This window comes from Mesorhizobium salmacidum (SeqCode) (assembly GCF_037179605.1).
GTDB lineage: Bacteria > Pseudomonadota > Alphaproteobacteria > Rhizobiales > Rhizobiaceae > Mesorhizobium > Mesorhizobium salmacidum.
This window is the reverse complement of record NZ_JAPYKS010000009.1, coordinates 205,369-224,063: the sequence shown is the minus strand read 5'-3', so window position 1 is coordinate 224,063 and position 18,695 is coordinate 205,369. Positions and strand designations below refer to the sequence as shown.

The 18,695-nt window shown below is 61.7% G+C and carries 19 protein-coding genes; 10 read left to right on the top strand and 9 right to left on the bottom strand.

Features of this window, described 5'->3' with window-relative positions; genetic code table 11:
• The first annotated feature begins 74 nt into the window (after positions 1 to 74).
• The 6 genes from O7A60_RS14850 to rimO all read left to right on the top strand — a co-directional run bounded on the left by O7A60_RS14850 (position 75) and on the right by rimO (position 4,880).
• The gene (locus O7A60_RS14850) at positions 75 to 881 is read left to right on the top strand and encodes an alpha/beta fold hydrolase (protein WP_337106935.1); all 807 of its coding nucleotides are present in this window, start codon (positions 75 to 77) and stop codon (positions 879 to 881) included.
• A gap of 101 nt (positions 882 to 982) precedes the next feature.
• Complete coding sequence (locus O7A60_RS14845) at positions 983 to 1,654, top strand: DUF2161 domain-containing phosphodiesterase (RefSeq protein WP_140711578.1); 672 nt, start codon at positions 983 to 985, stop codon at positions 1,652 to 1,654.
• 70 nt (positions 1,655 to 1,724) lie between these two features.
• Positions 1,725 to 2,012, top strand: a complete 288-nt coding sequence (locus O7A60_RS14840) for a TfoX/Sxy family DNA transformation protein (RefSeq protein WP_337106934.1) — start codon at positions 1,725 to 1,727, stop codon at positions 2,010 to 2,012.
• Between the two features lie 110 nt (positions 2,013 to 2,122).
• A complete protein-coding gene (locus O7A60_RS14835; RefSeq protein WP_032935075.1) occupies positions 2,123 to 2,530 on the top strand; it encodes a DUF930 domain-containing protein in 408 nt (135 codons plus the stop codon).
• Between the two features lie 184 nt (positions 2,531 to 2,714).
• Positions 2,715 to 3,401 carry a TerC family protein gene (locus O7A60_RS14830; RefSeq protein WP_140505329.1) on the top strand — a complete coding sequence of 229 codons (687 nt, stop codon included), beginning with the start codon at positions 2,715 to 2,717 and terminating at the stop codon, positions 3,399 to 3,401.
• Positions 3,402 to 3,566: 165 nt separating this feature from the next.
• Positions 3,567 to 4,880, top strand: a complete 1,314-nt coding sequence (gene rimO, locus O7A60_RS14825; RefSeq protein WP_337106933.1) for a 30S ribosomal protein S12 methylthiotransferase RimO — start codon at positions 3,567 to 3,569, stop codon at positions 4,878 to 4,880.
• Positions 4,881 to 4,954: 74 nt separating this feature from the next.
• Here the strand turns inward: rimO and O7A60_RS14820 are convergent, their stop codons facing one another.
• The 8 genes from O7A60_RS14820 to O7A60_RS14785 all read right to left on the bottom strand — a co-directional run bounded on the left by O7A60_RS14820 (position 4,955) and on the right by O7A60_RS14785 (position 13,251).
• On the bottom strand, positions 4,955 to 6,022 hold the full coding sequence (locus tag O7A60_RS14820; RefSeq protein WP_027142704.1) for a BMP family ABC transporter substrate-binding protein: 1,068 nt from the start codon (positions 6,020 to 6,022) through the stop codon (positions 4,955 to 4,957).
• A gap of 51 nt (positions 6,023 to 6,073) precedes the next feature.
• On the bottom strand, positions 6,074 to 6,994 hold the full coding sequence (locus O7A60_RS14815; RefSeq protein ID WP_337106932.1) for an ABC transporter permease: 921 nt from the start codon (positions 6,992 to 6,994) through the stop codon (positions 6,074 to 6,076).
• Positions 6,994 to 8,124, bottom strand: coding sequence for an ABC transporter permease (locus tag O7A60_RS14810; protein WP_027142702.1), 1,131 nt, complete (start codon positions 8,122 to 8,124; stop codon positions 6,994 to 6,996). Before O7A60_RS14810 ends, O7A60_RS14815 begins: the two co-directional genes overlap by 1 nt.
• Positions 8,121 to 9,698, bottom strand: a complete 1,578-nt coding sequence (locus tag O7A60_RS14805) for an ABC transporter ATP-binding protein (RefSeq protein WP_337106931.1) — start codon at positions 9,696 to 9,698, stop codon at positions 8,121 to 8,123. Before O7A60_RS14805 ends, O7A60_RS14810 begins: the two co-directional genes overlap by 4 nt.
• Positions 9,699 to 9,914: 216 nt before the next feature.
• Complete coding sequence (locus tag O7A60_RS14800) at positions 9,915 to 10,892, bottom strand: quinone oxidoreductase family protein (RefSeq protein WP_337106930.1); 978 nt, start codon at positions 10,890 to 10,892, stop codon at positions 9,915 to 9,917.
• Positions 10,893 to 10,919: 27 nt separating this feature from the next.
• Positions 10,920 to 11,738, bottom strand: coding sequence for a phosphatidylcholine synthase (gene pcsA, locus O7A60_RS14795; RefSeq protein WP_337106929.1), 819 nt, complete (start codon positions 11,736 to 11,738; stop codon positions 10,920 to 10,922).
• On the bottom strand, positions 11,735 to 12,349 hold the full coding sequence (locus tag O7A60_RS14790; protein WP_337106928.1) for a DUF1326 domain-containing protein: 615 nt from the start codon (positions 12,347 to 12,349) through the stop codon (positions 11,735 to 11,737). The genes pcsA and O7A60_RS14790 overlap by 4 nt, the downstream gene beginning before the upstream one ends.
• Before the next feature lie 14 nt (positions 12,350 to 12,363).
• On the bottom strand, positions 12,364 to 13,251 hold the full coding sequence (locus O7A60_RS14785; RefSeq protein WP_337106927.1) for a DUF2182 domain-containing protein: 888 nt from the start codon (positions 13,249 to 13,251) through the stop codon (positions 12,364 to 12,366).
• A 113-nt stretch (positions 13,252 to 13,364) separates the two neighbouring features.
• On the opposite strand from O7A60_RS14785, the gene O7A60_RS14780 reads away from it, so the two are divergent.
• Positions 13,365 to 14,579: a UbiH/UbiF family hydroxylase gene (locus O7A60_RS14780; protein ID WP_337106926.1), complete on the top strand. Its 1,215-nt coding sequence runs from the start codon at positions 13,365 to 13,367 to the stop codon at positions 14,577 to 14,579.
• Positions 14,580 to 14,721: 142 nt separating this feature from the next.
• Positions 14,722 to 15,045, top strand: a complete 324-nt coding sequence (hspQ, locus tag O7A60_RS14775; RefSeq protein ID WP_027142695.1) for a heat shock protein HspQ — start codon at positions 14,722 to 14,724, stop codon at positions 15,043 to 15,045.
• An 83-nt stretch (positions 15,046 to 15,128) separates the two neighbouring features.
• On the opposite strand, the gene O7A60_RS14770 is transcribed toward hspQ, so the two are convergent.
• Positions 15,129 to 15,758 (bottom strand): invasion associated locus B family protein, encoded by a 630-nt coding sequence (locus O7A60_RS14770; RefSeq protein ID WP_015317881.1) that lies wholly within the window; start codon positions 15,756 to 15,758, stop codon positions 15,129 to 15,131.
• 232 nt (positions 15,759 to 15,990) lie between these two features.
• Here O7A60_RS14770 and O7A60_RS14765 point away from each other — a divergent pair, with 232 nt between their 5' ends.
• Together O7A60_RS14765 and O7A60_RS14760 are read left to right on the top strand one after the other, a co-directional pair.
• On the top strand, positions 15,991 to 17,811 hold the full coding sequence (locus O7A60_RS14765; RefSeq protein WP_337106925.1) for an extracellular solute-binding protein: 1,821 nt from the start codon (positions 15,991 to 15,993) through the stop codon (positions 17,809 to 17,811).
• A 16-nt stretch (positions 17,812 to 17,827) separates the two neighbouring features.
• A complete protein-coding gene (locus tag O7A60_RS14760) occupies positions 17,828 to 18,508 on the top strand; it encodes a DsbA family oxidoreductase (RefSeq protein WP_337106924.1) in 681 nt (226 codons plus the stop codon).
• Positions 18,509 to 18,695 lie beyond the last annotated feature (187 nt).

The following is an 18,695-nucleotide window of genomic DNA, read 5'->3' as shown; positions in this document are numbered from 1 at the left end:
TTCGTGGGTTGGTGCCGGCGGGTGCCGGCGATAAATGTAGGTCCTGCGCAATTTGCCACGAGGCTGGTTTCGGCATGGATTATCGCGACGACGACCTCACGAAATTCGAAGCGCACGGCGCCGCTCCTTTGCCGGCCGCGGCGGACGAAGGTCAGGTGGAGCACGAGGGCGCAAAGATCTGGTACGCGACGTTTGGGACGGGTTATCCCGTGATCCTGTTGCATGGCGGCCTTGGCCATAGCGGCAATTGGGGATTTCAGGTCCCGTCATTGGTCAAGAACGGCTATCAGGCCGTCACCATCGACAGCCGCGGCCATGGACGCAGCACCCGGGACGAACGGCCGTACAAATACGAACTGATGGCCTCGGATGTCCTGGCGGTGATGGACCGCCTGCAATTGAACAAGGCTATCGCAGTGGGTTGGAGCGATGGCGCCTGCGTTGCCCTGATCCTTGGGATGAAGGCCGCCGATCGCATCGCGGGTGTGTTCTTCTTCGGCTGCAATATGGATCCCAGCGGCACGAAGGAGTTCGAGGCCAGTCCGGTCATCGAGCGGTGTTTCAGCCGGCACAAAAAGGACTATGCCGAGCTGTCGGCCACGCCAGGTCAATTCGATGCGTTTGTCAAAGCTGTCGGCCTGATGATGAAGAGCGAACCCAATTACGGGGCCGCCGAACTGGGAGACATCGGCGTGCCCGTGGCGATCGTCCAAAGCGAGCACGACGAGTTTATCAAGGACGAGCACGCGATCTATCTGGCCCACAGCATACCGGGATCGGAATTGGTCATGCTGCCCGAGGTCAGTCATTTCGCGCCCTTGCAGCGTCCCGACCAGTTCAACCACGTGCTGCTGGTTTTCCTCAAAAAAATTCAACCCTGAGCCCTGCCGCACCGCTTCCGGAGTCCCAGCTCCGGGCCATGCACGCGAGACATCATTTCGCCTGCGAGGCTTTTCACGTCGAATCGGCTAAGCCTTGCGGCATGAACGAGACCTCACTTTATGCGCCGGTGAAGCGTTTCCTCGAAAACCTCGACTTCGTCGTGAAAGGCGAAATCGGCGGCTGCGACATCGTCGCGCTGCGCGAGGGAGAGCCCCCGATCGTCGTCATCTGCGAGTTGAAACTGCAGTTCAATCTCGAGTTGGTTCTGCAGGGCGTCGACCGCGCGGCTGCTTGCGATGAAGTGTGGCTGGCGGCGCGCATGTCGGCGCGTGGCAAGGGGCGCGAAAGCGATGCCAGGTTCCGCAACCTTTGCCGTCGGCTCGGCTTCGGCCTGATTGGCGTAACCGCCAATGATCGGGTCGAAGTGCTTCTCAGTCCGATCGCCGTGGCGCCGCGCAAGAATGCGCGACGGCGTTCTCGCCTTGTCGACGAGCACCAGCGCCGCCGCGGCGATCCTGTCGCCGGCGGAGGATCGCGCACTCCGATCATGACCGCCTACCGGCAGAGCGCCCTCGCCTGCGCCGCGGCGTTGGCGGACGGGCCCAAGCGCCCACGCGACCTGAAGGCGCTGACGCCGCTTGCGCCAAAGATCCTGCTGCATAATGTCTATGGCTGGTTCGCGCGCGTCGACCGCGGCGTCTACGATCTCACCGACGCTGGCCGTGCCTCGCTGATCCGTTGGCCGCAGGCCCCGGACAGTTCGCCAGGATGATCGTGAACGTGCTCTATGCCGTCGGTCAGTTTGAGCTGGATTTGCCGATCGAACCAGGGGATGCATGGTGATGGTGCGCATCCAGGACATGCGAAACCTTGGCCCGGCGACGGCGCGGATGTTGGCGGAAATCGACATTGTCTCCGACGACGTTTTGCGCAATCTCGGCTCGGTCGAAGCCTATCGTCGCCTGAAGTTTCGATTTGGCCGGCATGTGACGATCCTCGCGCTCTATGCCATGGAAGCTGCATTGTGCGACTGCGATTGGCGGAATCTCGATCAGGACACCAAGGTGTTTCTCCGACAACAGGTTGGCGCCGGCCAAGTCTTGGGGACGGCGTTACGCACGCCTCGCTGATCCGTTGGCCGCGGTCGTCCGACGATGAAACACGACACGGGATTTTGAACGCGCAAACCGCCTGAACACGGGAACCTGCCAGGCCTGTTGGTTGATTTTTCAGACAAAACATGCTGCTTGTCCCGCCCATGAAGACACTATGTATGACGGCCGTGGCGTCCTTGGCCCTGGCTTTTCCGGCCAGCGCCATGGACAGCGCCCTGCGCGCCGGCCTCCTGAAACTCGACCCGCAAACTCGCCTCGAACAACGTTGCGACGCCGAAATCCTCGACCGCATCTCTCATGACGACCGCAAGTTCAAGGCCGACCGCGTCGTCGCATACGCCTTCGCGACGCCAGAGATGAGCGCCGACGCGATCCGGAGCCCCGGTGCGGCGTTCCGCAGCAAGGGACAATGGTACCGGCTGAAATTCAAATGCCAGACGGGGCCGGACCATATGGACGTTCTCCAGCTCCGCTATCGGATCGGGGATGAGATCCCGGAGGCCGACTGGGCGAAGTACAATCTGTACGATTAGGTTCTCGCAGGCTCGCACCGGCATCTGGCTGCAGTCGGCGGCTGTTGAGAATCTCGCGTGGTTCCACCGCCACGAAAATGGTTTTCCAGTGTTGTCCGGTGCTGCGACTTGACGCCAGCGGACCGTGCCTTTAGGCCCGTTGCGACGATCGACGACGAACACTCGACGAAGGGCTTCCAGGTCGATGGAAATTTTTACCACCGCGGGCTTTTCGGCTCTTCTTCAGGTCATCGCTATCGATCTTGCCCTCGCGGGCGACAATGCCATTGTCATCGGCCTCGCGGCGGCCGGCCTGCCGGTCAGCCAACGCAAGCGAGCCATTCTTGTCGGCATCGCGGCTGCCACCGTTCTTCGCATTTTCTTCGCCTTGATCACACAATGGCTGCTGACCATTGGTCCCATGCTGCTTATCGGTGGCGGCCTGCTTTTGCTGTGGGTTTGCTGGAAGATGTGGCGCGAATTGCGTGTCAGCCACGACGACGAGCGCGACGCCACCGAAGCGCTGTCGAACGGCGACTTCGACAAGGATGGCGTCGTCGGCGGCAAGGGGCCAAGCAAGACCTTCTCGCAAGCCGCCTGGCAGATCGTCATTGCCGACGTGTCGATGTCGCTCGACAATGTCCTTGCCGTGGCGGGCGCGGCCATGAACCATCCGACGGTGCTGATTGTCGGACTGGCGCTGTCGATCGCGTTGATGGGCTTTGCCGCGTCGTTTGTCGCGCGCCTGCTGCACAAATACCGCTGGATTGCCTATGTCGGCCTGGTCATCATCCTCTATGTCGCGGTCAAGATGCTGCTTGATGGGGCCGTGCAGCAATTCCCCGATCATTTCGCTTTTTTGGCACCCTGGTTCGGATCGGGAGGCCACTGAGCCACCCCGATGGCGTGGACCAGCCCATCGACAGGTTTGCTTGATTGCTGAACCCGTGCTATTGCGCCGCGCGTATTGGCTCCGGCCATGCGCCACAGACCGACATTTTACAGCGACTTGAGGCCGGGGCACCGTTCCGGCCGTGTCCCCATTGGAAACTTGCCTATGTCCGCCCCTCGCGTCAGTTTCGTCAGCCTTGGATGCCCGAAGGCGCTCGTGGATTCCGAGCGCATCATCACGCGTCTGCGGGCCGAGGGCTACGAGATCGCCCGCAAGCATGACGGCGCCGATCTCGTTGTCGTCAATACCTGTGGTTTCCTTGATTCCGCTCGCGACGAGTCGCTCAACGCCATCGGCTCCGCGCTTTCGGAAAACGGCAGGGTCATCGTCACCGGCTGTCTGGGCGCCGAGCCGGACGTGATCCGCGAGAAGCACCCCAACGTTCTGGCGATCACGGGGCCGCAGGCCTATGAGAGCGTGATGGCCGCCGTCCATGAGGCTGCCCCTCCCTCGCACGATCCCTACATCGACCTCCTGCCGCCGCAGGGCGTCAAGCTGACGCCGCGCCACTATGCCTATCTGAAGATTTCGGAAGGCTGCAACAACCGTTGCACCTTCTGCATCATCCCGGCACTTCGCGGAGATCTCGTTTCGCGGCCGGCGGCCGATGTGCTGCGGGAAGCCGAAAAACTGGCCAAGGCCGGCGTCAAGGAACTCCTCGTCATCTCGCAGGATACCAGCGCCTACGGCATCGACATCAAGTACCAGACGTCCATGTTCGGCGACCGCGAAGTGCGGGCGAAATTCCTCGATCTCTCGGAGGAGCTGGGCAAGCTCGGCATCTGGGTTCGCATGCATTATGTCTACCCCTACCCGCATGTCGCCGACGTCATCCCCCTGATGGCCGAGGGAAAAATCCTTCCCTATCTGGATATCCCCTTCCAGCATGCCTCGCCGCAGGTGCTGAAGAACATGCGCAGGCCCGCCCACGGCGAAAAGACGCTTGAGCGCATTCGCGGCTGGCGCGACGTGTGCCCGGATCTCGCCATCCGCTCGACCTTCATCGTCGGCTTCCCCGGCGAAACGGACGACGATTTCGAGATGTTGCTCGATTGGCTGGATGAAGCGAAAATCGATCGCGCCGGCTGCTTCAAATACGAGCCGGTCAGAGGCGCCCGTTCCAACGACCTTGGGCTCGAGCAGGTTCCGCAGGAGATCAAGGAAGCGCGCTGGCATCGCTTCATGCAGCGCCAGCAGAAGATCTCGGCGACGCAGCTTGCCAGGAAGGTCGGCAAACGGCTGCCGGTGCTGATCGACGAAGCGCACGGGAACTCGGCAAAGGGCCGCACCAAATATGACGCACCTGAGATCGACGGCTCGGTCCACGTCCAGTCGCGCCGGCCGTTGCGCGCCGGCGATATCGTCACCGTCAAGGTCGAGCGCGCCGACGCCTATGATCTCTACGGTTCGGCCGTCTGACCCTTCCTCGCTTTTCCGACAAATGAAAAGGGCGCCTCGCGGCGCCCTCTCCATATCGAAATGTGATCCACCGCTTATTGCGGCAGCTTGTCGTCGACGCCCTTGACGTAGAAATTCATGCCGAGCAGTGTGCCGTCGTCGGCGACCTCGCCGTCCTTCAGCCATGCCGAGCCGTCCTGCTTGGCGATCGGTCCGGTGAAGGGATTCCAGCCGCCGGCGATCTTCTTTTCGGTCGCTTCGGCCATCGCCTTCACGTCATCAGGCATGTTGGTGTAGGGCGCGAGCTTGACCGCGCCGTCCTTGATGCCGAGCCAGACATTGTCCGGCTTCCAGCTGCCGTCGATGGCTGCCTGCACGCGGCTGATATAATAAGGGCCCCACTCGTCGGTCAGCGAGGTCAGCTGCGCGTTCGGCGCGAACTTGATCATGTCGGACGACTGGCCGAAGCCGTGCAGCTTGCGCTCTTCGGCCACCTGCAGGGCAGCGGTCGAGTCGGTGTGCTGGACGATGATATCGGCGCCCTGGTCGAACAGAGCCTTGGCGGCGTCGGCTTCCTTGCCCGGATCGAACCACGAGTTCACCCAGACGATCTTGGCCTTGAAGTTCGGATTGATCGATTGCGCGCCGAGCATGAAGGAGTTGATGCCCATCACCACTTCGGGGATCGGGAAGGAGACGATGTAGCCGGCGACGCCGGACTTCGATTCCTTGGCGGCGATCTGGCCGAGCACGTAGCGGCCTTCATAGAAGCGCGCATTGTAGATGCCGAGATTGTCCCCGGTCTTGTATCCGGTGGCGTGCTCGAACATCACCTTGGGAAACTTCTTGGCGACCTTCACTTCGGCGTCCATGAAACCGAACGAGGTGCCGAAGATGATCTTGCAGCCTTCGCGCGCCAGACGCTCGAAAGCCCGGTCGGCGTCGGGGCCTTCGGAGACGTTCTCCAGATAGGCGGTTTCGACCTTGTCGCCGAGAGCTTTCTCGACCTCGAGGCGGCCCTGGTCGTGCTGGTAGGAATAGCCGAAATCGCCGATCGGGCCGGTATAGACCCAGCAGGCCTTCAACTTGTCGGCGGCCTCTGCGGACGCCGCCAGCGACAAAGCCGCTGTCGTCGTCATCAGGGCAATAAGCAGTTTTTTCATTGTGTTACCTCTCTGTGTTAAGCCTTGGAGCTTCCCGTCTTTTTGTTGTTGTCAACGATCCGGAACGAATGGCTGCCCCAGGGAGGCCGGCGTGTTCATCATCGTCAGACGCTTGTTGCGCGAGATTAGAACGAGAACCACGACGGTTGCCAGATAGGGCAGAGAAGAAAGCATCTGCGAGGGCACCGGAATGCCAAAAGCCTGTGCATGAAGCTGGCCGATCCAGACCGCGCCGAAGATATAGGCGCCGGCCAGCACCCGCCACGGCCGCCAGGATGCGAACACCACCAGTGCGAGCGCGATCCAGCCGCGGCCAGCGGACATGTTCTCGACCCACTGCGGCGTATAGACCAGCGACAGATGCCCGCCGGCAAGACCGGCGCAAGCGCCGCCGAAGATGACCGCCAGGTAGCGGTAGCGGATGACCTTGATGCCGAGCGCATGCGCCGATGTGTGGCTGTCGCCGATCGAACGCAGCGTCAGCCCGGTACGCGTCTTGAACAGAAACCACATTACCGCGGCCGTCAGCGCGATCGAAATGTAGAACACAGGGTCCTGGCCAAAGAGCAGCCTGCCCACGATTGGAATCGAGCTGAGGCCGGGAATGTCGAGGTTGGGCAGCCTGACGCCAGGCTGGCCGACGAAGCGCGTTCCCATCATGCCGGAGAGGCCGAGACCAAGCAGCGTCAGTGACAGGCCGGTCGCCACCTGGTTGGTGGCCAGCGACAGCGTCATGACGGCGAACAGCAGGGAGAAAAGCGCTCCCACGGCGATCGCCGCCAGGAGGCCAACCCAGGGCGATCCGGTCAGATAGCCGGCTCCGAAGCCGCCGACGGCGCCTATGACCATCATGCCTTCGACACCGAGATTGAGCACGCCGGAGCGCTCGACCACCAATTCGCCGATCGCCGCGATCAAAAGCGGCGTCGCCGCCGTTGCGATGGTCAGGAGGATGTTGACGGTAATGTCCATCAGCGGGCTTCCTTCAACTTTGGCGCGGCCTCGAGCTTCGCGGGGGCTTCCTGTTTGGTCAGCGCCAGGCCGATCAATCGGATGCGGTAATGAATGAGCGTGTCGCAACCGAGCACGAAGAACAGCAGCATGCCCTGGAACACCCTCGCCACCTTGTCGGAAATGCCGAGCGCGCTTTGCACCGCCTCGCCGCCGAGATAGGTCAGCGCCAGAACCAGGCCCGCGGCGACGATGCCGAGCGGATTGAGGCGGCCAAGGAAGGCCACGATGATGGCGGTGAAGCCATAGCCGGGCGAAATCACGGGCTGCAGTTGCCCAATGGCACCGGAGACTTCCGAGATGCCGGCAAGGCCGGCCAGCGCGCCCGACAGCAGGAAGGCGAAGAATACCATGCGGTTCAGGCCGAAGCCGGCGAACCGCCCTGCCCTCGGACTGGAGCCCAGCACGCGGACCTCGAAACCCTTGAGCATGCGGCCCATCAGGATCCAGATCAGCACCGCCGCAACCAGGGCGAAGACGAAGCCCCAATTGGCTCGTCCGGCATCGGGCATCAGCTCCGGCAGCACGGCCGAGTCGCCGAACTGGATCGTCTGCGGAAAGCCGTGTCCCTGCGGATCGCGCCAGGGACCGCGCACCAGCCAGTCAAGGAACAGCTGCGCGACATAGACCAGCATCAGGCTGGTCAGGATCTCGTTGGTATTGAACCGGGTCTTCAGCAAGGCCGGGATCGCCGCGTAGGCCGCACCGCCGACCATGCCGAGCAGAAGCATCAGCGGCAGCACCAGCGGGCCCTCGAATTGCGGAAACAGCACGGGAATGATGGAGCCGAAGATTGCGCCGAAGATGAACTGGCCTTCGGCGCCGATGTTCCAGATGTTGGCCTTGTAGCAGACCGACAAGCCGACAGCGATCAGGATCAGCGGCGCGGCCTTGATTGCCAGCTCATGCAATTGCCAGACCTGGCTGATCGGCTCGATGAAATAGATCTTGAATGCGTTGAGCGGGTTGACGCCGAGCAGCGCGAACATAATGGCTCCGGCGATGATGGTCAGCGCGAAGGCGATGAACGGCGACAGCATCGAAAACAGCGCCGAGCGCTGCGGGCGTTTGACGAGTTCGAGGCGCATCATGCCGTCTCCAGCGTGTGTTCGGCGTGGCCGGGTTCGGCGCCGCCCATCAACAGGCCGACCTTCTCGAAAGTCGCCTCGGCGATCGGCATCGGCTTGGACAATTCGCCATTGTGCATGACCGCGATCGCGTCCGATATCTCGAACAGCTCGTCCAGATCCTGGCTGATCACCAGTACGGCCGATCCGCTGCGAGAGAGCTCGATCAAGGCCTGGCGGATGTGGGCGGCGGCACCGGCGTCGACGCCCCATGTCGGCTGGTTCACCACCATGACGCTTGGCCGGCGGTCGAGTTCGCGGCCGACGATGAATTTCTGCAGATTGCCGCCCGAAAGTGCCGCCGCTTCGGGATCCGGCGCGCTTTTGCGCACATCCATCGCCTCGATGATGCGTTGCGAAGCGGCGTAGACGGCGCCGCTCTTGACCATGCCACCGGCGCCGACAAAAGCCTTGCCGTCCGTGGCGTGGCGCGACAGCAGGAGGTTTTCCGAGAGTTTCATGCGCGGTGCGGCACCATGGCCGAGACGCTCCTCCGGCACGAAGGCAGCCCCCAGCAGGCGCCGCCCGGTAATGGTGAGGCCGCCGGCGTCCTTGCCACGGATGCGCACCGAGGCGGTATCCTGCTGCAAAACCTCGCCGGAGACGGATTCGAAGAACTCGCCCTGGCCGTTGCCGGCGACGCCGGCAATGCCGATCACCTCGCCGGCGCGGACATTGAGGCTGACGTTCTTGAGCGGAATGGAAAACGGCGTTGCCGGCTTGCGGTTGAGGTCGCGGATTTCGAGCAGCGGCTGCGCGGTTTCGATCCCCTCGACCGGCGCCCGCACCACCGCCTGCACCTCGCTGCCGACCATCATGCGGGCGAGCGATGAGGCTGTCTGCTCGCGCGGATTGCAGTGACCGACCACCTTACCATGCCGCAGCACCGTGGCGCGGTCGCAGATGCGTTTGACCTCTTCGAGCCGGTGCGAAATGTAGAGGATCGATTTGCCTTCCGAGCGCAACCGTTCCAACGTCTCGAACAGCTTGTCGGCCTCCTGTGGCGTCAGTACCGATGTCGGCTCGTCCAGGATGATGAGTTGTGGCGTCTGCAGCAGGCAGCGGATAATCTCGATGCGCTGGCGCTCACCGACCGAAAGGTCGCCGACCAGCGATTCCGGATCGAGCGGCAAGCCGTAACTGTAGGAAAGCGCCCTCGCCTTGGCCGCGATGCTGCTGATCGGCGAGCCGTCATCCAGCGACAGCGCGATGTTCTCGGCAGCCGTCAGCGCCTCGAACAGCGAAAAATGCTGGAACACCATGCCGATGCCGAGCTTCTTGGCGGCGCCAGGGCTGGTGATCCGCACCGCTTGGCCATTCCAGAAAATCTCGCCCGAATTGGGCTCCAGCGAGCCGAACAGCATCTTGACCAGCGTCGACTTGCCGGCGCCGTTCTCCCCGAGCAAAGCGTGGATTTCACCTTTGGCGATGTTGAGGTCGATATGGTCGCACGCTGTCAACGTGCCGAATATCTTGGTCAGGCCACGAACCTCAAGCAGGTTCGCCCCATCATGATTTGCACTCACAGTGCCTCCCATCCGGATTACCGGACATGTTCTGTGTTCCCGCAAGCATCGTATGCGCGGCCGGCTCTCGTGCGAAAGCAGCACCCGACTTGAAAGAGCTTCAAGAATTTCAGCGGAAACTCAAGGGTAAAGATTAGCCCTTCTCGCACAAGGATACGGCTGGCCGGCTTTCCGTGCAAACCATGCCCGCCGCTGCGGCAGGACGTTGAAAACCCAGGCAGCCTGTCGTCAGGGAACCAGGACGGTCGTGCCTGTCGTTCTACGTCCTTCAAGATCCTGATGTGCCTTGCCCGCGTCCTTCAGTGCATAGCGCTGATTGATCTTGATCTCGACAGCACCGCTGAGCACGACCTCGAACAGTGCGGCGGCGGAGGCGTCGAGGTCCTCGCGTTTGGCATTGTAGACGAACAGCGTCGGCCTCGTGGCGAACAGCGAGCCCTTCTGCGCCAGCAGCGACATCGAAAACGGCGGGATGGGTCCGGAAGACTGCCCGAAGCTGACGAACATACCGAGCGGCTTGAGGCAGTCGAGCGAGGCCGGAAATGTGTCGTTGCCCACGGAATCAAAGACAACGTCGCATTTCCTGCCGCCGGTGATCGCGGCGACGCCGGCGACGAAATCCTGCTCCTTGTAGTTGATGACGTGATCGAAACCGTGTGCCTTGGCCAGTTCGATCTTGTCGGCAGAGCTGGCGGTGCCGATGACCGTCGCCCCGAGATGCTTCGCCCACTGGCCCAGAATGAGCCCGACGCCGCCGGCTGCTGCATGAAACAGGATCGTGTCGCCTTCCTTCACCTTGAAGGTCCGGCGCAGCAGATATTCCGCGGTCATGCCCTTCAGCATCATGGCGGCCGCCTGTTCGTCGCTGATGCCGTCCGGCACCTTGACGACCTTGCTGGCATCGATGACGCGCTCTTGCGCATAAGCGCCCGTCGTCACGGCATAGGCAATCCGGTCGCCGGGCTTCAGCCAGTCGACGTCCTGGCCGACTTCCAGCACCACGCCGGCGGCTTCGCTGCCCGGAATGAGCGGAAACCCGCCGGGCGGCGGATAGAGGCCCGAGCGATGATAGACATCGATGAAATTGAGACCGATCGCGGTATGCCTGACCAGGATCTGGCCCGAACCCGGCTGGCCGGGATCGGCGTCTTCATAGGTCAGGACTTCCGGGCCGCCATTGGCATGGATGCGGATCGCTTTGGACATGGAGGGGATTCCTTGAAAAGCGGCTGGTCAGGGCTTTTTGGCGCCGAGGTTTGGAAAGAACTGCATGAGGCCACCAATGGTTGCAAGGTAGAGCCCGGTAACGGTAATGCCGATCTTGGTGAAGGTGCCGACCTGCTCGCCCAGCACGCCGATCTGATCGTAGAAAGCGGCGAGCGCCGCCTGCGCGAGCGCAAGCGCGCCAAAGGCGCACCACAACAGTGTCATGCCGAGATTGATCGGCCGCAGCCGCTCCACCCGCACCGGATGGATGAAGTTTATCGGGACAAAAGTCAGAATACCGGCCACCACGACCACCGCGAACGAAACCCATTGTCCGGGTTCGATGACGAATAGAGTGAACACCACCATGTTCCAGACCACGGGGAATCCCTTGAAGAAGTTCTCCTTCGTCTTCATGCCGGTGTCGGCATAGTAGATCGCGCTCGACACGACGATGATGGCGGCCGAAAGGAACGAGAGGCCTTCGCCCATGAAGCCCCGTTGGTAGAGCGCGAAGGCCGGGATCAGCACGTAGGTCACATAGTCGATAATGTTGTCGAGGAGTTCGCCGGACCAGGTCGGCAGGATTTCCTTGACCTCCAGCTTTCGGGCGATCGGCCCATCGATGCCATCGACGAAAAGCGCCAGTCCGAGCCACCAGAACATAGCCGTCCAGCGCTCCTCGCTCGCCGCGACCAGCGACAGGAAAGCCAGGAACGAACCGGAGGCGGTCAGCAGATGCACCGAAAACGCGCGCGCCTGCGGCCAGGTGACCTTCTTCTTCGGTCGCGGAATTCGCTCGGTGATCTTCTCGGCGATTTTCCGGGCCTTTGTGTTCTTTCTCACGGGCCCCGCCAATCCAGCTTGCAGATTTCGGCCGAGCGGCCGGCGAAATTCCAATTGCGGCCAAAGGCGCGCATCTTGCTCTTGTCGGACCTCGCCACGATGATCTCCGGCGCGATCCAGTATTCGGAATTCGTGATCACCGTATCCTTCTCGCGGTCCTTGCCCGCGATTGGCGTGACCGCCCCGTCGATGATCTTCGGTATCTGGAAAATACGCGTCTTGTCCCGCGTTTCATAGGTAATCGGCACCTGTTCGACGCCCAGGAATTTGCCGACGAGGATCGAGAGCAGCGACGTCGTCCCGCCGGCCTTGCCGGTGAAGATCTTGGTCAATGCCTTGACCGCGTAGACCGAGGCTCTGATGTCGATGAACAGGCCTGCGGTCCAGTTGCCGCGACTCATGTAACCGGGGATTTCCATGATCAACCCGAGATTGAGGCCGGAGAGGTCGACCTCGCCGAAATGCCCGGCGTCGAGACGAAAACCCGCCCAGGTCTGGCAATAGCCCTCGGTCGGAGGATGACTGCCAAGCGACAGCACGCAAGGACAAAAAACCGTGCAATTGCAGGAGAGTGCGAGCTCTCCTTTCATTGCCCAGCTTTGATCTGCCATCGAATTTCCCCTCGTCATAGCGAGACTACTAGCAGCGCGGCTGCCCAGACAAGCAGTATCGCACCAGCCAGCCGGGTTGGAAGACTGCCCGTCGTCTGTTTTTCAATCAGGGTGAACACCCCGATCAGCGCCATCCAGAAGACATTCATCACGCCCACGGCGAACATCACCAGCATCAACGCCCAGCAACATCCCAGGCACCAGATGCCTTGCGCGGCGCCGAGCCGAAACACGCGGACGGTCTCGGCACTCCAGTTCGAAAACAGGATCGAGAACGGGTTCCGGCATTTCGTCAGGCAGGCCTCCTTGAGGCCGCTGAACTGGTAGAGGCCGGCAACCAGCAAGGCGAGCCCACCAGCAACGCCAAGCACCGGATCGAATATCCCGCCGGAGGCGGCGAATGCGTGGACAGCAAGTGTCAGTGCCGCAAACAGCATCGAGGCGGCAAGCCAGACGCAGAGGTAGCCGGCAACCAGCACCAGCGGATGGACGACTGACTCCCCCTTGATCCGCGCGGTATCGGCGATCTCGCAATAAATGCGGATCATTGGTGCCGCGGATGGCAGCATCGCGGCGATCGCCATGAGAAACCACATGAGGATGAGCGCCAGGGTATGCGGGCCGATGCTTGCGTCGAGCGGCGCTGGTGAAAGGCAGAGCGCGAAGAACCGTTCGAGGACGGCTGGTAACGGCAGTTGCGGCAAATTACGCAACAAGGCATCGCCTGGCGCGCTGATCTGGGTTTCGGCGCTGCGAATCGCCATCGCGGCTAGCAGCAGCCAGGCCAATGCGATGCTTGCACCGACGACGACGTTGACCGTCAAGCGCGGGTTGCGCGCGACGTTTGCCGTGGCGCGGCCGGCACGATCGAGGTGGCTGAAATCATCCTGTTGGCCGGTCATTCCACTCGAATGGGCCGAATCGCCGCGTTGATCAAGCCGCATGATCTGCCCTATATGCGTCTCTTGACTGGCAGGTCTGATGGCCGCCTCGCACAGCAAGCCGGAAACCGATCTTGGAGCATCAGGAAATAGCGCGGATACTGATCGCAGGCACGGGGCCGGCGGGATTGATCGCCGCACTTGGCTTCGCCGATGCCGGTTTTCCGGTGACGATTGCCGGGCCCGAGGTTTCAGCTCCCGATGGCCGCACCACGGCGCTCATGACGCCTGCGCTGAAAGTGCTCGAACGGCTGGGCGTGTTCCAGGACATCGTGCCCAAGGCCGCACCCTTGAAGGTGATGCGCATTGTCGATGCGACCGGCCGGCTGATCCGCAGTCCCGTCGTCACTTTCCGCGCCAGCGAGATCGACGAGGAACAGTTCGGCCTGAATATGCCCAACAGCGTCCTTGGACCCGCGCTTGCCGGCAAGGTGGCGGCGCATTCCGGGATCGAATGGCGCAGATCGATGGTGAAGGCCTGGCATCTCGGCGGCGACAAAGCTCATGCCGCGCTGGCTGACGGCAGCGAGATCGATGCATCGCTTGCGGTCGCTGCCGATGGTCGGCTGTCGCCGGCCCGCGAGGCCGCCGGCATCTCGACGGCGGCGCGCGCCTACCCTCAGGCGGCGCTCGTCCTCAATTTTGGCCACAGCCGCGAACATGGCTTCACCTCGACGGAGTTCCATACCGAGACTGGCCCGTTCACCCAGGTTCCGCTGCCGGGCAATCGCTCCAGCCTTGTCTGGGTGGTCAAGCCCGAGACCGCCAGGGAGCTTGCCGCGTTGGACGACGCAACGCTCTCGCTGCGGATCGAACGAAAGATGCAGTCGATGCTCGGCCGGGTAATCGTGGAGCCGGGCCGCCAGATTTATCCATTATCGACGGTGACCCCTCTGCGTTTCGCGGCGCGACGGGTGGCGCTTGTCGGTGAAGCCGCGCACGTATTCCCGCCGATCGGTGCGCAAGGCCTCAACCTAGGCATCAGGGATATCGACGATCTGGTTGGAATCGCAACGGAAAATCGCGGAGACCCCGGCGCTGCCGAGACCCTTGCAGCCTACGATTTCAAACGCCGGCCTGACATCCTCGCGCGGAGTAGCGCGGTCAATCTGCTCAACGTGTCGCTTCTTTCCGATATGTTGCCGGCGCAAATGGCGCGTGGCGTCGGTCTCGGCGTGCTTGGTGGTTTTGCACCGCTTCGCGCCTTTTTCATGCGCGAAGGGCTGCGTCCCGGCAGCGGCTTTGCGGCCCTTGCGGGCGGCCTTCGGAAGCCGACGCGGCAGCGGTAGCGATTTTGCGGGCTTTGCCGCGGTACGTTCATCCAAAACCTTTGTTGCGCATTCCGTGTATTTTGAAGGCGCTCAGACGCCCGGGATTGAATTGATGCGGAGTCTGCGCCAAATAAAGTCAAGGAATTCAGTGGTGAGTACGATGAAAACGGCCAAATTCGCGATCGGACAGGTGGTTCGCCACCGGCTGTTCCCGTTCCGAGGCATTATTTTCGACGTCGATCCGCAATTCGCCAACACCGACGAATGGTACGAAGCCATCCCCGCCGACGTGCGGCCGCGCAAGGACCAGCCGTTCTACCACCTGCTCGCCGAGAACTCGGAAACCGAATACATCGCCTATGTCTCAGAGCAGAATCTGCTCGAGGATCAGTCGGGAGAACCCGTCCGCCATCCGCAGATCAAGGAAATGTTCGACAAGAAGCCGGATGGGCGCTACGCGCCGAAACGGCAGTCCAGGCACTGACTTCCGGCATACTGAGACGGACAGAAATGAAAAAGCGGGGCATGACCCCGCTTTTTTTGACTCGACAATGACCCGATGGTGGATCAGTTCGCGGTCTTCGCCTTGTCCTGCTCGTCCTTGAGCTTCTTGGCGAAGTCCTGGTTGTTCTTGGCGACGAAGTCCTGGAGCTTCTTCTGCCGGTCCTCGATGTCCGACTGCTGCAGCGGGGGGCCGTCATAGGCGCCGCTGAAGCCCTGCAGCGCGATCTTGATCGGGTTGGCCTGGTTCTGGAAATTGATCGAGGTCAGCGTGATGCCCTGACCCTTCTTGAACGAGGCGACGAGCTGGTCGGTCAGCGGCACTTCGGCCACGCAACGATCCGGGAAGCAGATAACATAGTCGAGCTTCTGCGCCTTGCCGGTGTCGATCTGCAGGCCGATGCCGGGAGGCACGAGGCGACCGGTCGGGACCGTCACCTGGAACACCTTGCGGTTCACCTTGCCCTTGAGCTCGATCAGGCTGACGCCGGTGACGAGCTGGCCATTGCCAGCGGTGACGATGTTCTGGACATTGCAGATGTCGACATCTTCCTGCTTGGTGCAGGCCTTGAACCAGCCCTGCGGAATCTGCGGCTGCTGCTGCGCGGAAGCAGAGGGAAGTCCTGCGCCGAGAAAGCCAACCACGCCTGCGGCCATGACCGACAGGCGGTACGCGTTGCTGTTCAGGCTCGTCATGTCGTGTACTTCCTCTCAATGATCCCGGGACCGGCTTCTTCGTGCCGTGTGGTCCAGCTACCTGTTGCCAAAATGAGGCAACAGAATGACTTCGGACGGCGTGTTACACTGCAAGCGGCGTCGAATCCAGCCCGCTCACTTGTAATTCTTGACGACGCCATTGGCCGCCACGCAGTTGCCCCATGCTAGGGTGCGGACCGAATCATCAAGCCGACCTGTTAAGGAGACGGTCATGGGCCGCGTTCTTGTTTGGCTGGTCACCGCACTATCGTTTTTCACCCTGTCGTCGCCACCGGCGCTGTCGGAGCCGAAATACGCGATTGCGATGCAGGGCGAACCGGCCCTGCCGCCGGACTACACCCATTTCAGCTACGTCAATCCCGACGCTCCGAAGGGTGGCAGCATCACTTATTGCGTGGTCGGCAGCTTCGACAATCTGAACCCTTTCATCCTGAAAAGCCTGCGCACGACGGCGCGCGGCATGATGGACACGATCTTCGGCAATCTGGTCTTCGAGCCGCTGATGCAGCGCAGTGCCGACGAGGCTTTTACCCTCTACGGGCTTTTGGCCGACACCGCCGACATGGACCCCGAGCGCAAGAGCATCGAGTTCCATCTCAACCCGAACGCCAAATGGTCGGATGGTCAGCCGGTGACGCCGGAAGACGTGCTGTTCACTTACGATGCCTATACGCAGAAAGGCCGCCCACCCTACAGCGACCGCATGGCCAGGATCGCCAAGCTCGAAAAGACCGGCGACCATAGCGTGCGCTTCACCTTCAACGACAAGGCCGATCGTGAGTTTCCCCTGATCATCGCGCTGACGCCGATCATCCCCAAGCACGCTTTCGACATCGACACTTTCGACAGAACGACGCTGAAGCCGTTGATCGGAAGCGGTCCCTACGGGATCGCGCAGGTGACGCCCGGCCAGCGGATCGTCTTCAAGCGCAACCCCGACTATTGGGGCAAGGATGTTCCCGCCAAGCGGGGTTTCGACAATTACGACCAGATCACCATCGAGTATTTTCTCAACGCCAACGCCAAGCTCGAAGCCTTCAAGAAGGGGCTTTGCGCCATCGACGACGACGGCGATCCCGTGAAACGCGAGCGCGACCTCGACTTTCCCGCCTTCCATAGGGGTGACGTGGTTTCTGAAACCTTCGACACCGGCATTCCGCCCGTCGTGACCGGTTTTCTGTTCAACACGAGGTTGCCGAAGTTTTCCAACCCGGTGGTTCGGCGCGCGCTCGGCATGCTTTACGATTTCGAATGGGCCAACAAAAATCTGTTCGGCGGCAAGTACACGCGCACGATGAGCTATTGGCAAAATTCCGAGCTTTCCGCGCTCGGCCATCCGGCTGACGACAGGGAAAAGGCGCTTCTGGCGCCCTACCCCGGCCGCGTGCCGGCCGACGTCATGGACGGCACCTGGAAACCGCCGGTGACAGACGGTTCGGGCCAGGACCGCAAGGTGCTGAAGATCGCTTTCGACCTTCTGAAAAGCATCGGCTACCACGTGAACAATGGCACGATGATCGATCCCGATGGCAAACCTTTTGGTTTCGAGATCCTGACCGCCTCGCAGGACGAAGAGCGTCTGGCCGGCATCTACCAGCGCACATTGGAGAAGATCGGCATCAACGTCAGCATCCGCAGCCTCGATGGCGACCAGATCCAGTCGCGCAAGCAGCGTTTCGATTTCGAAGTCCTGATCGGCTCCAGCGGCTTCAACAATTCGTTGTCCCCTGGCATCGAGCAGATCGGGCGCTGGTCGTCCGCCGCGGCCAGGACAGAAGGATCGTTCAATCTCGCCGGCGTCGCCGATCCGGCGATCGATGCCGCCATCGACGCAATGCTGCGAGCCCGTTCGAAGGAGGATTATGTCGCGGCGGTTCGCGTTCTCGACCGGCTGCTGATCTCCGGCAATTACATGGTGCCGATGCAATACAACACGCAGCAGTGGCTTGCTTACTGGAATTATCTGGAACATCCGCGAAAGACGCCCATATTCGGTTACCAGTTGCCGACCTGGTGGCGCAAACCGAACTGAAAACCCGGAGATAGAGATGAGCGAAGCGAACGCCATAACCGTCGATGTGGTGTCGGACGTCGTCTGCCCGTGGTGCTTCATCGGCCAGAAGCGGCTGGACAAGGCGGTCGCCGCGGTCGGAGACGTCGAAGTTCATATACGCTGGCGGCCGTTCCAGCTCGATCCGACCATTCCGCCGCAAGGCAAGGACCGCCACGAATACATGCTGGCCAAGTTTGGCAGCGACGAGCGCATTAGCGAAATTCATGCCCGCATCGAGCCGCTTGGCGAGGCCGAGGGCATTTCCTTTGCCTTTGACGCCATAAAGGTGGCGCCGAACACGCTCGACGCGCATCGGTTGATTCGCTGGGCTGGTGCCGCCGGCGAGGACGTTCAGAACCGGCTGGTGCGCCGCCTGTTCCAGCTGAATTTCGAGGAAGGCGTCAACATCGGCGACCATACGGTGCTGGTCGAAGCTGCCCGCGAGGCCGGCATGGACGCCTCGGTTGTTGAAACGCTCTTGCCGAGCGACGCCGATGTCGAAGCGGTTCGCACGGAAATCGCCACCGCTTCGCGCATGGGCATCACAGGCGTGCCGTGCTTCCTGCTCGAGGGTAAATATGCCGTGATGGGCGCGCAGGACGCGGACACGTTGGCTGATGCGATCCGTCAGGTCGCGGCGGCCAAGGCGCGTGGTGAATTGGAAAAGGCCGACTGAGGCCAGCAGACGCCACTTCGCCATTTTGGCCCTGCTGATGGAACCAGCCACCGTTGGCGCGCTGGTGCGGATCAACCCCTTGGTTGATGACGGGACAGGCGAGTTTGGCGACGTCGCTGCGGCAAGAAATCAGACATTGAGGGCAGGGTATTTCGGGAATTCTGGCCAGGCCCAGTAAGAAAATCCC

Excerpts from the sequence above, each read along its gene's own strand:
- O7A60_RS14850 (WP_337106935.1), top strand. The coding sequence starts at position 75 with ATGGATTATCGCGACGACGACCTCACGAAATTCGAAGCGCACGGCGCC.
- O7A60_RS14845 (WP_140711578.1), top strand. The coding sequence starts at position 983 with ATGAACGAGACCTCACTTTATGCGCCGGTGAAGCGTTTCCTCGAAAAC.
- O7A60_RS14840 (WP_337106934.1), top strand. The coding sequence starts at position 1,725 with ATGGTGCGCATCCAGGACATGCGAAACCTTGGCCCGGCGACGGCGCGG.
- O7A60_RS14835 (WP_032935075.1), top strand. The coding sequence starts at position 2,123 with ATGCTGCTTGTCCCGCCCATGAAGACACTATGTATGACGGCCGTGGCG.
- O7A60_RS14830 (WP_140505329.1), top strand. The coding sequence starts at position 2,715 with ATGGAAATTTTTACCACCGCGGGCTTTTCGGCTCTTCTTCAGGTCATC.
- rimO (WP_337106933.1), top strand. The coding sequence starts at position 3,567 with ATGTCCGCCCCTCGCGTCAGTTTCGTCAGCCTTGGATGCCCGAAGGCG.
- O7A60_RS14820 (WP_027142704.1), bottom strand. The coding sequence starts at position 6,022 with ATGAAAAAACTGCTTATTGCCCTGATGACGACGACAGCGGCTTTGTCG.
- O7A60_RS14815 (WP_337106932.1), bottom strand. The coding sequence starts at position 6,994 with ATGGACATTACCGTCAACATCCTCCTGACCATCGCAACGGCGGCGACG.
- O7A60_RS14810 (WP_027142702.1), bottom strand. The coding sequence starts at position 8,124 with ATGATGCGCCTCGAACTCGTCAAACGCCCGCAGCGCTCGGCGCTGTTT.
- O7A60_RS14805 (WP_337106931.1), bottom strand. The coding sequence starts at position 9,698 with ATGGGAGGCACTGTGAGTGCAAATCATGATGGGGCGAACCTGCTTGAG.
- O7A60_RS14800 (WP_337106930.1), bottom strand. The coding sequence starts at position 10,892 with ATGTCCAAAGCGATCCGCATCCATGCCAATGGCGGCCCGGAAGTCCTG.
- O7A60_RS14790 (WP_337106928.1), bottom strand. The coding sequence starts at position 12,349 with ATGGCAGATCAAAGCTGGGCAATGAAAGGAGAGCTCGCACTCTCCTGC.
- O7A60_RS14785 (WP_337106927.1), bottom strand. The coding sequence starts at position 13,251 with ATGACCGGCCAACAGGATGATTTCAGCCACCTCGATCGTGCCGGCCGC.
- hspQ (WP_027142695.1), top strand. The coding sequence starts at position 14,722 with ATGAAAACGGCCAAATTCGCGATCGGACAGGTGGTTCGCCACCGGCTG.
- O7A60_RS14770 (WP_015317881.1), bottom strand. The coding sequence starts at position 15,758 with ATGACGAGCCTGAACAGCAACGCGTACCGCCTGTCGGTCATGGCCGCA.
- O7A60_RS14765 (WP_337106925.1), top strand. The coding sequence starts at position 15,991 with ATGGGCCGCGTTCTTGTTTGGCTGGTCACCGCACTATCGTTTTTCACC.
- O7A60_RS14760 (WP_337106924.1), top strand. The coding sequence starts at position 17,828 with ATGAGCGAAGCGAACGCCATAACCGTCGATGTGGTGTCGGACGTCGTC.